The following is a 14,578-nucleotide window of genomic DNA, read 5'->3' as shown; positions in this document are numbered from 1 at the left end:
TCCTGTCTTGCCAGAAGAATGAGATCGCGCCGCCGTCTCAGCGGCATGCCTCGCTGAACTGCGCGCGCGCCTGGCGGGCGCCCCGAGCCAGCCAGGCCACGTCGGAGTGCAGCGCAATGAATTGCACGCCCAGCTTGCGGTAGCGCGCGGCCTCTTCGGGATCGTTGGCGAAGATGCCGACCGCCTTGCCCGCCGCGCGGCCGGCGTCGATCACACGGCCCACGGCCTCGCGCACTTCGGCGTGTGCCATGTCTCCCAACCGGCCCAGGCTGGCGGCCAGGTCGGCGGTGCCGACGAACAGGCAATCCGCCCCAGGCAGGGCGGCAATGGCGGCCACATTGCGCACCGCCTCTGCCGATTCGATCTGCAGGATTGCGCAGGCCTGCTCATTGGCCTGCCTGACGTAGGAAGCGTCCTGTCCGTACATGCCGGCCCGCACCAGCCCCGCTACGCCGCGCACGCCGCCATTGCCCTCGAAGGGAAAGCGCATGGCCGCAATGGCCCGGCTCGCGTCCTCGGCCGTGTCGATGTTCGGGAAAATGATCGTCCGAGCGCCACAATCCATGGCGCGCTTGACCAGCGCCGCGTCGTTCACCGTCACGCGCACGACCGGTTGCGCGGCGGCGCCATGCGCGCGCGCCGCATCGATGGCCTGCAAATGCGCCGTCAAGCCCGCCACGTCGTTGGGCGCATGCTCCATGTCGACGACCAGCCAGTCAAAGCCGCAATGCGCAATCGCCTCGGCCGCCGCCGGGCTCGCCAGGGTCAGCCAGCAGCCCTCGGAAGGCTCCAGGGCCAACAGCGCCTTGCGGATCGGATTCGGATCTTTCATGTCTGCTCCATAGTGTTCAAACGGGGAGCATTCCTGGTGTCGACGCCCCCTCCAACAGCCAAACAAAGATACCGGAGCGGAATCGCGAAGATTTCCGAAATTTCGACGCTAATGTGTAATATTTTGGATTGAAATTAGCGAAACCTTCAATTTCTTGGAAAAATCGTGCAAAGCAAGAATTTCGACCCCACGGACCTGCAGATCCTGGCCGCCTTGCAGGTCGACGGACGGCTTTCCAGCGCCGATCTGGCCGAGCGCGTTTCGCTCACGCCCTCCCCCTGCTGGCGGCGCGTCAAGCGCCTGGAGGACGAGGGCGTGATCCGCGGCTACCGGGCCGAAGTCGACGTCAAGAAGCTCGGCTTCGGCGTGACCGCGTTCGTCTGGGTTTCGCTGGACAAGAAGGGAGCCGAACACGTCAAGGCGTTCGAGGACGCCATCAAGGACGTGCCGGAGGTGCTGACCTGCCATTGCGTGTCGGGCCGCTATGACCACCAACTGACGGTCATCGCCCGCGACCTGGACGCGTTCGGCGACCTGGCGCGCTATGTGCTTGGCGCCCTGCCCGGCGTGAAAGAGGTCTATACCTCCTTCGTGCTGAAGGAGGTCAAGGGGTTGGGGGATGCGATCTCGTTGCCGGCCGACTGACGCGCGGTATCCGCAGCGGCCGGCCATCAGGCCGCGTTGAATCGCTGCAGCCACGGCAGCGCCGCTTCCAGCCGCGGGGATTCCAGCTCCGGCTGCGCCGCGCCTTCAGGCAACGTCAGCCCCACCCGGTTGTGCCAATACGTGCGCAGGCCCACCTTGCTGGTGCCGAACATGTCATAGCCGGAACCGGCGACGAATGCAGCCTCGGACGGCTGCACCTGCAATCGGGCCAAGGCCAGCTCGTAGGGGCGCGGGTCGGGCTTGTAGTAGCCCGCCTCCTCCGAAGTCACCACCACGTCCCAGTCCACACCCAGCAATGCGGCGGCACGCCGGCCCAGGCGGGCGGAACAGTTGGTGACCACGGCCAGGCGGCAATGCGGCCGCAACGCCCGCAGCAGTTCACGGGCGCCGTCCCAGGCGGGCAGCTCGTCCCAACCCGCCTCCAGCGCGGCGGGCCCGGACGCCGGCAGGCCGACCGCGGACGCAGCCTCCTGCACCAGATGCTCATAGGGTTGATAGGCGCCGCAACCATAGGTGCGCCGCAGATACTCCGCGCGCCAGGCCCGTCCCGCGGCCTCGGAACCGGCGGCGCGGTTCCACACAGTCCAGGAATCAAGCAAGGCGGTAAGCAGGTCGAACAGCACAGCCTGGGGATAGGCGGGCGCAACAGGAAGATGGGACATGCGTGACTCTCTTAGGGGCGATGGGGTCACTATAAGGAGCCTCGAACATGCTGTGGTTCAGCCTGCGTTTACCCTGCGTTAAGCCCAGGCTTAACTGTCTCGGCCCCTCTGCGAGCCTGTGGGCAGGCTGCGGCTGCGCCAACGTGAACAGGAAAGACAAAGGCCGTTGAGCATTCAAGAATGCTGCCGGCGGCTCCCGATCCAGGTCAAAACCCAATCCTGAATACAATATTGTTTAATTGCATACAATTCTATAGAATCGCATGCAAATATCGTTAGGACGAATTTCACTTTGACCATGCTTGATTCCCCCACCTCGCCAGACCATGTCTATCGCGCGGTACGCGCGCACGTTCTCGCCCTGGTCCGAGACATTAGCGAACCCGTCAGAGTGCGCGAGGAAGAGTTGGCCCGAAAGCTGGGCGTCAGTCGCACGCCGGTACGGGAGGCGCTGCTTCGGCTGGGGCAGGAAGGCATCCTGACAATGGAGCGCCATCGTGGCGCGCTGCTTTCACCCTTGACTCACGAGCAGTACCTGGAGTGGCTGAAGCTGCGTGTCGAACTGGAGGGGTTTGCGGCACGAGAGGCCGCGATGAATGCGTCACAGCGAGATGTCGATGCGCTGCGAAAGATCTTTGCGCCGTTCAATGATGAAAATCTGGGCGTACTCATCGATGAGTACTCGGCAGCGAACGTGGACTTTCACATCGCCCTGATCCGGTTGGCGTCCAACGGACTGCTGGAAAAAGTGTGGGAGCTATTCGGCCACCGCGACATGCTCAAGACCAAGACGATCAAACGACTCAACCGGGGCCGCCAATCTCTCAGCGATCACTTGGCGCTGATCGATGCCATCGAAAGGCGGGACGCGGCAGAGGCCGAACGTATCGCCCGCAGTCATGTTGAAGAACTCCTGAACCACGTTTCCATGAACAGCCACATCAACGAACCGAAGAACCAGTAAAAATGAAACTACTTACGTTCGTCCACGGACGCTCGACGCACCTGGGTGCGCTGCTCGATGACTCCAAGGTAATCGATCTCACCGAGGCCTGGGCGCTTCTGCAACATCCGCTGTCGGAGCACGCGGCGCCAGCCCAGGTGGCCGACATCATCGACATGGGCGACCGCGCCATCGACGCTCTGGACCGGATTCTGGAGCAAGCCGCGGCCACCGGCAGGCCGGCCCTGCTCGATGCCGAACGGCTTGAATTCCTGGCGCCGATTCCCCGGCCGCGCAAGAACATCTTTTGCGTCGGGCGCAACTATCGCGCCCACATCATCGAAGGCAATCTGGCCCGCGGACGTCCCGCCGATGATTTCCCCAAGGCGCTGGAACTTTTCACCAAACCCCCGACCACGGTAGTCGGGCACAAGGCCAAGGTCAGCCGGCACGCGCAGCACACCGAACTCCTCGACTATGAGATCGAACTGGGCATCGTGATCGGCAAGGCCGGACGCGACATCAGCACCGAAAATGCGCGCGACCACGTGTTCGGCTACACCATCGTGAACGACATCACCGCGCGCGACCTGCAGGTGCTGCACGGCCAGTGGTTCAAGGGCAAGTCGCTGGACGGCACCTGCCCGATCGGGCCGGTCATCACCCTGGCGCGCGCGATTCCCGCCCCCAATGACTTGAACCTGGAACTTGACGTCAACGGGCAAGTCCGCCAATCGGCGAACACCTCGGACATGCTGTTCGATGTCTCCAAGATCATCGCGACCGTCTCGCAGGGAATGACGCTTGAGCCGGGCGACATCATCGCGACTGGCACTCCGTCGGGCGTCGCGCTGTCGCTGAATCCTCCCCGCTCGCTGGAGGCTGGCGACGTGGTGAAGGCCCGCATCGAGTCGATCGGTGAACTTGTAGTCCAGATCAACTGAGGATGCCGCCATGCGCAGGAAAATACTTCGCACAGCCCTGATCGCTTTTAGTTCCTTGATGCTGGCTCCTGTTCCCAGCTTCGCGCAAGCGTATCCGAGCAAACCCATCACCATCGTCGTCCCCTTCCCCGCCGGCGGCACGCTCGACAACCTCGCCCGGACTTTGGGCCAGAAACTCGGCGACAACCTCAAGCAATCGGTGATCATCGACAACAGGCCTGGCGGCGGAACCGTGATCGGCACCGAACGCGTCGCACGAGCGCAGCCGGACGGCTACGTACTCGGGATGGTCGCAAACAGCTTCGCGATCAACCCCAGCCTGCACACCGATTTGCGCTATGACACGGAGAAGGATTTCGCGCCGGTATCCTACCTGGCGTATACGCCCCATATCCTGGTCGCAAATCCCGGCGTGCCCGTGAAAACGCTTCAGGATGTCATCGCCCGCGCAAAGGCAGAGCCGGGCAAAGTCTCGTTCGGCTCTTTCGGCAGCGGCACCTCCAGCCACATCGCGATTGAAATGCTGAAGCAGCAGGCCGGCATCGACGTGCTGCACATCCCGTACAAGGGTCAGGCGGCCGCGCTTACGGATCTGCTGGGCGGCCACCTGGACATGATGTTCGCCAACGTGCCGGATGTCCTGCCGCATATCGCCTCAGGCAAGCTGCGCGCGATCGCGGTCGTCAACGATCAACGCCTGAACACCGCCCCCGACGTGCCGACCTTCAAGGAGGCCGGACTGAACAACTTCAAGTCCAACTCGTGGTATGGGCTGGTCGCGCCTGCCGGCACCCCGGACGAGGTCGTCAAGAAACTCAGCGTCGAATTCACTCGCATCCTCGCCTTGCCGGACGTGCGCGCGCAGCTGGCGGACCAAGGCCTGGTGCCTCTGGGCACGACACCCGAAGCGTTTTCGCGCCACATCAAGGCCGAGATCGCCAATGCTGCGGAAATGGTGAAGAAATCCGGCGCCACGGCACAGTAGCGCCGCGGTCAAGACAAGCAGCCCTCAACCAACTATTCCCAAGGAGATAATCATGACCAAGGAAATCATTCGTTCTGACAAGGTGACGCCCCCTCTCGCGCCCCTGTCTCCCGCGGTGCGCTCGAATGGGTTTGTGTTCGTGTCGGGCCAACCGGCCTTCTTCGACGATCGCCAGATCGCCGAAAACGATTTCGACGCCCAGATGCATCAGGTGATGGCCAACGTGAAAGCCCTGCTGGAAGCGGCGGGATCGAGCCTGGACAAAATCGTGAAGGCCAACGTCATCCTGAAGAACGCCAGCGATTTCGCGCGCATGAACGAGATCTACCGCAGCTACTTCCCTGACGGCAACTACCCGGCCCGCACCACCATCGAGGCCTCGATGGGCAACCCGCTATTCCTGCTGGAAATCGAGTGCACCGCTGAAGCCTAAGCCGCAGCCCAAGGCCGACGCAATGTCGGCCTTTTTCATGCGGCCAGACTAGCGGCCAGCCGGGATCGACAATGCCATTCGCGCAGTGCTACTTCGTCCACTCGGTGGGGGGCAAAGCGGCGATCGAACGGGTCGCCATCGCCTCGGTGTGCTTCAGATGTGCAATCGTCAGGCGCCGGGCCTCGTCGGCATTCTGGTCGCGGATGGCTTCGTAGAGCTGCTGGTGCTGGTGGATCGACTCCTTGCGCTCGTCCCACTCTGCCACGAAGAAATAACGGCACAGCCGAAATTCCAGTTCCTGGATGACCGAGAACGCCAGCGCATTGTCAGCGGCCTGCGCGATCAAGGTATGGAATTGCGAATTGACCCGCGAGCAGCCTACGAAATCGTTACGCTCGACCGCCCGCTCTCCTTCCTCTACCAACGCCAGCAGTTGCTGCAGATGGTTGCTGCGGCGCCGATGGGCGGCCATCGCCGTGATTTCCGGCTCGACGATCTGGCGCAACTCGAAGAGCTCGTGCAGTTCGGCGACCGACAGGCCCCGGACATAGGTGCCGCGGCGCGGCGCCGATTCGACCCACCCCTTCGCCTCCAGGGCTTTCAAGGCTTCGCGCACCGGGATCTTGCTGACGCCGAACCGCTCCGCAAGATCATCGATCAAGAGGCGTTCCCCTGCCCGTAGCTCGCCTGTCACGATCTGTTCAAAGAGCGTTTCATAGACGCCGCCAGGACGTGGCGCGTGGTTTTCCGCGCCGTCTGAAGCAGAGCGCAGGCGTTCTGCAAGTGCCATGCCATTCCCCAAATTAGCTGGCGCAACGAGGCCAGATTCCGCTTGACATGCTACCACGGCACATATATCCTTTTTTCACTTCGTATACTATTTCTTTATTTCGTATATGCAATAGATTGTTCGTATATATTAGGAGGCAGTGTGAAGATCACCAAGTCCAGCAAGTCGAGCAAGCTAGCCTGTTTCCTTCGCGCAGCCTGTGCGACAGGGCTCCTGGCCAGTGCCCTGGGTACCGCCAATGCGGCGTCCTACCCCTCGCGCCCCGTCACCGTCGTGGTGCCCTTTGCCGCCGGCGGCGGCTCCGACATCGTCGCGCGCCTGGTCGCGCAGCAGTTGAACGATGAGTATCACCAACCCTTCATCGTCGAGAACAAGCCGGGCGGCAGCACGCAAATCGCCACGCGCTTCGTCATCAACGCCCCCGCAGACGGCTACACGCTACTGCTGGCCTCGACCTCGGTAGTCAACAACTCCTACCTCTACAAGAACCTCAACTACGACGCCGCGCGCTCGCTGCGCCCGGTCATCGGCCTGGTTGACGTGCCCGCCTTCCTGGTGACCGGCGCAAACTTGCCAGCCAAGAACGTCAAGGACTTCCTGGCTGCCGCCGGTCCGCTCTCGAACAGCAACCGGCTGTCCTTCGGCTCGGCCGGCACCGCGAGCACCCTGCACCTGGCCGGCGAATGGTTCAACCAGGTTGCCGGGCTGAAAGGCGTCCATATCCCCTATAAGGGCAGCGGCCCGGCGGTGGTCGCGCTGGCCAGCGGCGATGTGGACTATTCCTTCGAAAACCTGGCGCCTGCCCAGGCCCAGATCGCCAGCCAGCGCGTGCGCTTGCTGGCGATCGCCGGCCCCACCCGCTTCCCCACGCTCCCCGATGTGCCCACGCTGAAAGACTTCGGCCTACCCGCCACCGACATGGCCAGCTGGTTCGTCCTGATGGCGCCCGCCGCGACGCCCGACAGCGTCGTCGACCAGTTGAACGCATCGGTAAACCGCATTCTTGCCAAACCGGAAATCCAGCAGCGGTTTCTGGAGCTGGGTCTCATCCCCACGGGAGGCACCCCGCAGCAACTGGCAGAGCGCATGCGGGCTGACAGCGAAAAATGGATTTCCATCATCAAAGCCGGCCACGTCTCCGTGGACCAATGACACAGCGGCCGCCGACTTCACCATCGAGGTAACCCCATGCGTTCCCCCCTTACCCCAGGCATCGTGGGCGTAGCCTGCGTTCCCCACGCCCCCCAGTTCCTGTCGCAACCGGACACCGAAGACCTGGAGCAGGTCCGGCGCGTGCGCCTGTCCATGGAGCAGGCCGGACAACGCCTGCGGGCCCTGCAGGCCGATTGCATCATCGTGCTTGCAAACGACCATGGCGACCACTTCGTGACGCACTCGGTCCCGGCGTTCTGCCTGCATGCGGCCGCGCGCGCCGACGGCATGCACAAGCACCGCGGCGAATGGACGCTGGATCCGTCCATGGGCTATGGACTGGTGCGGGCGATGGAACAGGAAAGCTTCGATCTCGCCTATACCCTGTCGGCCAAGCTGCCCACGGCGTTCACCATTCCCTACGAATTCATGGGCTTCGGCCGCGATGTGCCGATGACACCGATCTTCGTCAACGCCTACATCCCTCCTCAGCCGTCCGCGTTGCGCTGCTATGCCTTCGGCCAGGCCCTGGCGCGCGCGGTGTCGCGCATGGGGCGGCGCGCCTTGCTGATCGCCAGCGGCGGGCTGTCGCACTATCCCGGCACCGAGCACTACTCCACCCCCGACGTGGATACGGACCGCCAACTGTATGAGCAAATGCGCGCCGGCAATCTCACCGGCCTGCTGGCGCTGGACGAACAGGCGCTGGACCGCAGCGGCAACCTGGAGCTGCGCGCCCCCTTGATCGCCGCCGGCGCCATGGGCAATCGGAAACCGTTCATGGCCACCTTCGAGCCGTCGTGGCATCACACCTACAGCGTCATGGCGTGGGACCTGACAGAAGACCGACAGCCCGAGGCCTTGATCTACCCGGAGCTTTCACCGCAGCGTGTCCCGCTGGTGGAAGCCCTGTATCGCCTGCGGAGCGATCCCGACGCGGCCCGCCGCTACTTGGCCGACCCCGCCGCCTGGTGCGACGGCTACGCACTCACCCCCGATGAGCGCGCCGCGCTGATCGAAATGAACCCCGACCGTCTCCGGGATGAGTTCTCCATCCACGCCTTGTTGACCTCCGGCGCCGCCACGCATCTGCGCATCCTGCGCGAACGCGCCTGAACCTCGCTTCACAGGGAAACTCCGTGCCCCACGGCTCCTTCGCATCCACCCGCGATGCCACCCGGGCCGCCGGCCCGACCGTCCCCGATACCCGCCTGGCGCCGCTACGCCCCCGGGCCAGCCGCTACGGCCAGCGCTTCGGCGTTGCCACGGGCCACCACCTCGCGACGCGTGCCGCCGCCACGCAACTGGAGCGCGGCGGCACTCTGGTGGACGCCATGATCTCGGCCTCCGCCGTCCTGACCGTCGTGCTCCCGCACGCAACCTCGCTGGGCGGCTGCGGCATGATGCTGATCCACGATGCCGCCAGCGGCCGCACCCGCGCCCTCAACGGTTCTGGCATCGCGCCGGCGCAGGCCATGCCCGCCCGCTTCGGCGACGCCATCGACGCCAGGGGGCCGCGCAGCTGGATGGCGCCCGGCCTGGTGCGCCTGTGGGCCCAGGCTCATCGCCGCCACGGCCGCCTGCCTTGGTCGGCGCTGTTGCAGCCGGCCATCGCCTTGGCGGTCGACGGCGCCCCCTTTTCCAGCGAGCTGGCGCGCAACCTGCGTCTGGCCAGCCCACAGATCCGTCGGCAACCGGGGTTCGAAGCGGCTTTCCTGATCGGCACGGCGGACCGCGAGGCCGGCACGCCGTGGCGCCAGGCAGCGCTAGGCGCAACGCTGGAGCGCATTGCTGCGCAAGGCGAAGCGGGCTTCTACCAAGGGCCGGTGGCCCTGGCGCTCTGCCGCTTTGCCAGCGAGACCGGCGGCCTGTTGCTGGCCGACGATCTGCAACGCATCACCGCCGATTGGTGCGAGCCGATCCATCAGGACTACGGCAGATTCAGCGCCACGGTCATGCCGCCCAACTCCGTCGCGCCCCTCATGTTGGCCCAGCTGCAACGCCTGCGCTATGGGTTCGACCAGGACCGCGATCCCAGGCTCCTGGCGCAGATCCTTCAGGCGCGCGCCATCCTGCCCGCCTTGCACGACCGCATTGCCGACCCGGAGGCGTCCTGGCCCTGGCAGGAACTCGGGACTTGCGACGAATTGCCGCCCCAGCGCTCGGACGACCCGGGCGATACCGCGGGCATCGTCCTGGTCGATCGCGAGGGCAATGGGCTGGCCATGTTGCAGAGCGTCTTCCAACCCTTCGGCAGCGGTTGCGTCGACCCTGCCACGGGCGTGCTGATGAACAATCGGCTGAGCGAATTCAGCCTTGATCCGATGCGGCATAACTGCCTGGCCCCCGGCAAGCGACCTGTGCACACCCTCAATCCCTACATTGTCAGCCGCCAGGGCAAGCCAGTGCTGTTCGCCGTTTCACCCGGCGGCGTCAGCCAGACCACCACAGGCGTGCAGTGCATTTCGAACGCAATGATCGACGGCATGCGATTGCCCGAAGCCATCGACGCGCCGCGCTGGAGCATTGCGCGCGACGGCCAGATCATGTGCGAACCGGGCTTTTCTCCCTTCGTGGTCCAGCGTCTGCGCGCCGCCGGTTGCAGCGTTGCCACCGACTCCCTGCACCCCTTCTATTTCGGCTCGATAAAGGCCGTGCGCGTGCACGCGCAAGGCGTGCTGGAGGCCGCCGCGGATCTGCGTCGCGAAGCCGACGCCGTCGCCTGGTGAGCGAAAGACCTTGACGGCCCTTCCAATCAAAGTATACTTAATTGAAATTTAGTATACTTTGATTGTCGATCAAAGGCTCGCCGCAGTCAGGCCGCGCCTGGATCGATCAACGGACACGGCAAATCCCGCGGGCGGAAACCGCCTCTCCACGCCGCGCTTGCACAGGAGTGACTACTCGATGGAACGACTACGCTTTGGCATCTGCGGACTGGGGTTCGCCGGTTCCGTGCTCATGGCTCCCCCCATGAAGCAGCACCCGAAAGCGGCGATCGTCGCAGCCTGCGACCCCAATCCCGAGACCCGCGCCGCCTTCGGCAGGGACTACGGAATTCCTACATACGAGAATCTGGCGGCAATGCTGGACGGCACGGAACTCGATGCCGTCTATGTGGCCTCTCCCCATCAATACCATTGCGAGCACGTCGTCCTGGCCGCCGAACGCGGCAAGCACATCATCGTCGAGAAGCCGCTGACGCTGAACGATGAAGACGCCCGGAAAATGGTCGAGGCCGCCGCGCGCTGCCAGGTCCAGCTCGTCGTCGGCACATCACGCAGCCACGATCCGGTCGTGAAAACCATGCGCGACATCGTCCAGAGCGGCGAGGTCGGGCGCCTCGCAATGATCAATGCGTGGAACTACACCGACTATCTCTATCGGCCTCGCCGTCCCGAAGAGCTCGACACGGCGCAGGGCGGCGGCATCCTCTTTAGCCAGTTGCCGCACCAACTGGATGTGATCAAGGTCATCGCCGACGCCACCATCGTCTCGGTGCGCGCGACGGCGGGACAACTGGACGCCCAGCGCCCGACCGAAGGCCATTGCGCCGCCTTCGTCACGCTGTCCAACGGTGTCTTCGCCACCCTCGTCTATAGCGGCTACGACCACTTCGACAGCGACGAACTGCAATTCTGGATCGCCGAAAGCGGGCGCCCCAAGCAACCGAAGCACGGCAGTTCCCGCCGGCTCCTCGCCGGACTCTCCCCCGAGCAGGAAGCGGCCCTGAAGACACAGCGTCTGGGCTATGGCGGGCCGGTGGCGCAAAGCTATGCGGCAACGGAAGACAGCCGCAAGCAACCGCATTTCGGCATCTTCATCGCCACCTGCGAACGGGGCGACCTGCGCCCCAGCCCGGACGGCGTCACCGTCTATGGCAGCGATGGTCCGCGCCAGGTTCCCGCTCACGCCGGGCGGGGAGCCTATGGCCAGGGCGACACCATAGATGAACTTTACGACGCCATCATCGGTGCCCAACCGGCGTTGCGCGATGCCGCCTTCGGCCGAAATACCGTTCTCGCCTCGCTCGCCATTCTGGAATCGTCGAGATCCGGACGCGAAATCTCCATCCCCTCGCAAGACATCCCCTGCTCGCCAGTCCGATGACACCCGCGCCCTCTTCATTGCGCCAACCCAAGGATAAGTCATGACCCAGCACGAAGACCCTTATCGCATCCTGACGGCCGTCGGTCCCGGCACGCCGATGGGCAACCTGTTCCGCCGCTTCTGGCTGCCTGCGCTGACCAGCGACGAACTGCCGGCCCCCGACTGCACGCCGGTGCGCATCCGCATCCTCTGTGAAGACCTCATCGCATTTCGCGACAGCCAAGGCCGGGTCGGCATCGTGGACGCCTATTGCCCCCACAGGCGCGCACCGCTGTACTTTGGCCGCAATGAGGAATGCGGCCTGCGCTGCGTCTACCACGGCTGGAAATTCGACGTGAACGGCGAATGCGTGGACATCCCCAACATCGTCCCGCCGGACAACTTCATTGCGCTCAAGCAGAAGGCCAGCATCAAGAGCTATGCGGTCCAGGAAAGCGGCGGACTGATCTGGGTGTACATGGGCCCCAAGGAGCGCCAGCCCGCGCTGCCCGGCATGGAATGGGTCTCGCTGCCCGACGAGCAGGTCAAGTGTTCGCGCTGGCTGCACCGGAGCAACTGGCTGCAAGCCGCCGAAGGCGAGATCGATACCTCGCACATCAGCTTTCTGCACAGCCGGGTCAACGTCACCAAGAACTCGCCCGACTGGCAACGGCTGGCGCAAGATGGCGCGCCCCAGATCACGGTGCGGGAAACCGACTACGGTTTCGTCTATGGATCGCGCCGCAACTACGAAGGGCAGTACTTCTGGCGCGTAACGCAATGGATGCTGCCAATGTGGAGCGCGGTGCCGCGCTCCATCAACGATCCCATTCTGGCCGGCCGCGCCTGGGTGCCGATCGACGACTACACGACTACCGGCTTCGGCTATGTCTATTCTCCCGACCGCCCCCTGCCCCCTGAAACCCTCGCCGAAGTAGCGGCCGGCGAACGCTTCCCGCCCCGTTCCGACAAAGGCACGTTCCGGCTCCCGCATGGGTACGTCATCGACACCTACCTGCCCCAGGCCAACATCGAAAACGACTTTCTCATCGATCGCGACCTGCAGCGAAGCACCAGCTTCACCGGGATTCTGGGCGTGAATGAACAGGACCGCGCCCTGCAGGAATCGATGCTCAGCGTGGCCGGCCACCCTGGCATCGTCGACCGCTCCGCGGAACGGCTGGTCAAATCCGACCTGCCCATCATGGCCGCGCGGCGCATGCTTATGCGCCTGGTCAAAGACCTGGATCAGGGCGTTGAACCGGCCGCGGCGGCCAATGCCGGCAGCTATGGCGTGCGCGGGATCGCCAAGCTGTCGCCCATCGCCGACTTCGATGAATTCATGCAGCAGCATGCCGACTACATGACGCCCCTCACGACAGCCGCAACTTGATCTCCGGAAAGCTGACTCCCACGGCGGTGCAGGCATTCGTCTGCACCGCCGGTAAACACGCCATACGGCTACGCCCATGCAACATTCCCCAAAGACTCTCAGCGAGGCAACAGGAGACGCTCCGATGGCTATGAGCAACCCGAAGCCGCAAGCCGCATCGGCCGCCAAGCTCCAGGCGCGCATCCATTCGATCGAGCTGGAAGCTGAAGGCATCTATCTTCTGGATATCCGCCCCGTCCAGGAACAACAGTTTCCCGCCGTCGAGCCGGGCGCCCACATCGACCTCCACCTGCCCAACGGATTGACGCGCAGCTACTCCACGGTGAACGCGCCAGGTGACCGGGACCGCTATCTCGTCGCGGTCAAGCACGAAGCCTCGGGCCGCGGCGGATCCCGCTACATCCACGCGGAACTGCGAGTCGGCCAGGACATCGCTCTCGGCGGCCCTCGCAACAATTTCAGCCTGCGCGAAGACGCCAGGCACTCCGTCCTGATCGCCGGCGGCATAGGCATCACGCCGATCTACAGCATGGTTCACCGGCTGGAGCAGCTCGGATGCTCCTGGGAACTGCACTACGCCGCTCTCGACCGCGAACACGCCGCATTCGCCACGCGCCTGCAGGCGCTGCAGCCCAGGGTCCGCTTCTATTTCGCCGCGGAACAGCCCGGCCGCCCCCCGCTCGACTTGCGGCAACTCGTTGCCGGCAGCCGCAACGACGCCGACTTCTATTGCTGCGGGCCGCAAGGCATGCTGGCCGATTTCGAAGCCGCCACCGCTCATCTGGCGCCCGAGCGCGTCCACGCGGAATACTTCAGCGCGACTGAAGCTCCTGCCGTCGAAGGCGGATTCGAAATCGTCTTGAACCGCACTCTAAAGCGCGCCACAGTCCCTCCCGGCGCAACCATACTCGACACCGTCATGAAAATGGGCGTCGACGTCCCGTATTCCTGCATGGAAGGGGTCTGCGGCAGTTGCGAAGTCCGCGTCCTCGAAGGCACGCCCGATCACCGCGACCTCATTCTCAGCAAGGAAGAGCGGCAAAAAAATGATCGCATGATGATTTGCTGCTCCGGAGCCAAATCGAACCGCCTCGTGCTCGACCTGTAAGCGCACCGGCCAACGCTTCCGGAATGCTGAAGAAATCCCGCGCCACCGCGCAGTGGCGCCGCGTTCACGACCAGCAGCACCCCCACTACTTATTACCCAAGGAGCTAATCATGACCAAGGAAATCATTCGTTCTGACAAGGTGACGCCCCCTCTCGCGCCCCTGTCTCCCGCAGTGCGCTCGAATGGGTTTGTGTTCGTGTCGGGCCAACCGGCCTTCTTCGACGATCGCCAGATCGCCGAAAACGATTTCGACGCCCAGATGCGTCAGGTGATGGCCAACGTGAAAGCCCTGCTGGAAGCAGCGGGATCGAGCCTGGACAAAATCGTGAAGGCCAACGTCATCCTGAAGAACGCCAGCGATTTCGCGCGCATGAACGAGATCTACCGCAGCTACTTCCCTGACGGCAACTATCCGGCCCGCACCACCATCGAGGCCTCGATGGGCAACCCGCTGTTCCTGCTGGAAATCGAGTGCACCGCTGAAGCCTAAGCCGCGGGCCCAATAGGTCAAAAACCCCAGAAAGCAAAAAGCCCACCGTTTCCGGTGGGCTATGCGCTTGATACTACTAGAGAATTCTGG

At 64.0% G+C, this 14,578-nt stretch carries 15 protein-coding genes; 12 read left to right on the top strand and 3 right to left on the bottom strand.

The genetic code is table 11. The annotated features are described in order from the left end of the window. Positions 1-37: 37 nt before the first annotated feature. The gene (locus tag ACM1PE_RS00615) at positions 38-832 is read right to left on the bottom strand and encodes an HpcH/HpaI aldolase family protein (RefSeq protein ID WP_419342298.1); all 795 of its coding nucleotides are present in this window, start codon (positions 830-832) and stop codon (positions 38-40) included. 165 nt (positions 833-997) lie between these two features. Between ACM1PE_RS00615 and ACM1PE_RS00610 the strand changes: the two genes are divergently transcribed. Next, the gene (locus tag ACM1PE_RS00610; protein ID WP_059371511.1) at positions 998-1,477 is read left to right on the top strand and encodes an Lrp/AsnC family transcriptional regulator; all 480 of its coding nucleotides are present in this window, start codon (positions 998-1,000) and stop codon (positions 1,475-1,477) included. A 26-nt stretch (positions 1,478-1,503) separates the two neighbouring features. Here ACM1PE_RS00610 and ACM1PE_RS00605 read toward each other — a convergent pair whose 3' ends face one another. Next, the gene (locus ACM1PE_RS00605) at positions 1,504-2,160 is read right to left on the bottom strand and encodes an HAD-IA family hydrolase (protein WP_059371510.1); all 657 of its coding nucleotides are present in this window, start codon (positions 2,158-2,160) and stop codon (positions 1,504-1,506) included. A gap of 298 nt (positions 2,161-2,458) precedes the next feature. Between ACM1PE_RS00605 and ACM1PE_RS00600 the strand changes: the two genes are divergently transcribed. Genes ACM1PE_RS00600 through ACM1PE_RS00585 form a run of 4 tightly spaced genes read left to right on the top strand, consistent with a single transcriptional unit; the run spans position 2,459 to position 5,465 of the window. Next, on the top strand, positions 2,459-3,124 hold the full coding sequence (locus ACM1PE_RS00600; protein ID WP_419342295.1) for a GntR family transcriptional regulator: 666 nt from the start codon (positions 2,459-2,461) through the stop codon (positions 3,122-3,124). A 2-nt stretch (positions 3,125-3,126) separates the two neighbouring features. Next, entirely contained in the window at positions 3,127-4,047 is a 921-nt protein-coding gene (locus ACM1PE_RS00595; RefSeq protein ID WP_059371508.1) for a fumarylacetoacetate hydrolase family protein, read from the top strand. A 10-nt stretch (positions 4,048-4,057) separates the two neighbouring features. Next, positions 4,058-5,032, top strand: coding sequence for a Bug family tripartite tricarboxylate transporter substrate binding protein (locus ACM1PE_RS00590; RefSeq protein ID WP_419342293.1), 975 nt, complete (start codon positions 4,058-4,060; stop codon positions 5,030-5,032). Positions 5,033-5,084: 52 nt separating this feature from the next. After that, positions 5,085-5,465 carry a RidA family protein gene (locus tag ACM1PE_RS00585; RefSeq protein WP_306634165.1) on the top strand — a complete coding sequence of 127 codons (381 nt, stop codon included), beginning with the start codon at positions 5,085-5,087 and terminating at the stop codon, positions 5,463-5,465. A gap of 88 nt (positions 5,466-5,553) precedes the next feature. Here ACM1PE_RS00585 and ACM1PE_RS00580 read toward each other — a convergent pair whose 3' ends face one another. Next, on the bottom strand, positions 5,554-6,255 hold the full coding sequence (locus tag ACM1PE_RS00580) for a GntR family transcriptional regulator (protein WP_306634167.1): 702 nt from the start codon (positions 6,253-6,255) through the stop codon (positions 5,554-5,556). 141 nt (positions 6,256-6,396) lie between these two features. Here ACM1PE_RS00580 and ACM1PE_RS00575 point away from each other — a divergent pair, with 141 nt between their 5' ends. The 7 genes from ACM1PE_RS00575 (at position 6,397) to ACM1PE_RS00545 (ending at position 14,488) form a co-directional block, all read left to right on the top strand. Continuing rightward, complete coding sequence (locus ACM1PE_RS00575; RefSeq protein WP_059379593.1) at positions 6,397-7,407, top strand: Bug family tripartite tricarboxylate transporter substrate binding protein; 1,011 nt, start codon at positions 6,397-6,399, stop codon at positions 7,405-7,407. Positions 7,408-7,443: 36 nt separating this feature from the next. Further along, positions 7,444-8,523, top strand: coding sequence for a hypothetical protein (locus ACM1PE_RS00570; protein WP_419342290.1), 1,080 nt, complete (start codon positions 7,444-7,446; stop codon positions 8,521-8,523). 23 nt (positions 8,524-8,546) lie between these two features. Further along, positions 8,547-10,136, top strand: coding sequence for a gamma-glutamyltransferase family protein (locus ACM1PE_RS00565; protein WP_419342288.1), 1,590 nt, complete (start codon positions 8,547-8,549; stop codon positions 10,134-10,136). A gap of 178 nt (positions 10,137-10,314) precedes the next feature. Next, complete coding sequence (locus ACM1PE_RS00560) at positions 10,315-11,517, top strand: Gfo/Idh/MocA family protein (RefSeq protein ID WP_306634173.1); 1,203 nt, start codon at positions 10,315-10,317, stop codon at positions 11,515-11,517. Between the two features lie 40 nt (positions 11,518-11,557). Next, on the top strand, positions 11,558-12,889 hold the full coding sequence (locus tag ACM1PE_RS00555; protein ID WP_419342286.1) for a Rieske 2Fe-2S domain-containing protein: 1,332 nt from the start codon (positions 11,558-11,560) through the stop codon (positions 12,887-12,889). A 130-nt stretch (positions 12,890-13,019) separates the two neighbouring features. Then, positions 13,020-13,997 (top strand): PDR/VanB family oxidoreductase, encoded by a 978-nt coding sequence (locus ACM1PE_RS00550; protein WP_419342284.1) that lies wholly within the window; start codon positions 13,020-13,022, stop codon positions 13,995-13,997. A 110-nt stretch (positions 13,998-14,107) separates the two neighbouring features. Then, positions 14,108-14,488, top strand: a complete 381-nt coding sequence (locus tag ACM1PE_RS00545; protein ID WP_419342282.1) for a RidA family protein — start codon at positions 14,108-14,110, stop codon at positions 14,486-14,488. The last annotated feature ends 90 nt before the right edge of the window (positions 14,489-14,578 follow it).

It is taken from the genome of Achromobacter sp. PD1 (assembly GCF_048541815.1).
Taxonomy (GTDB): Bacteria; Pseudomonadota; Gammaproteobacteria; order Burkholderiales; family Burkholderiaceae_B; genus Achromobacter; species Achromobacter bronchisepticus_A.
Note: the sequence above shows the minus strand (reverse complement) of the source record. Positions and strands in the feature narration are given on the sequence as shown.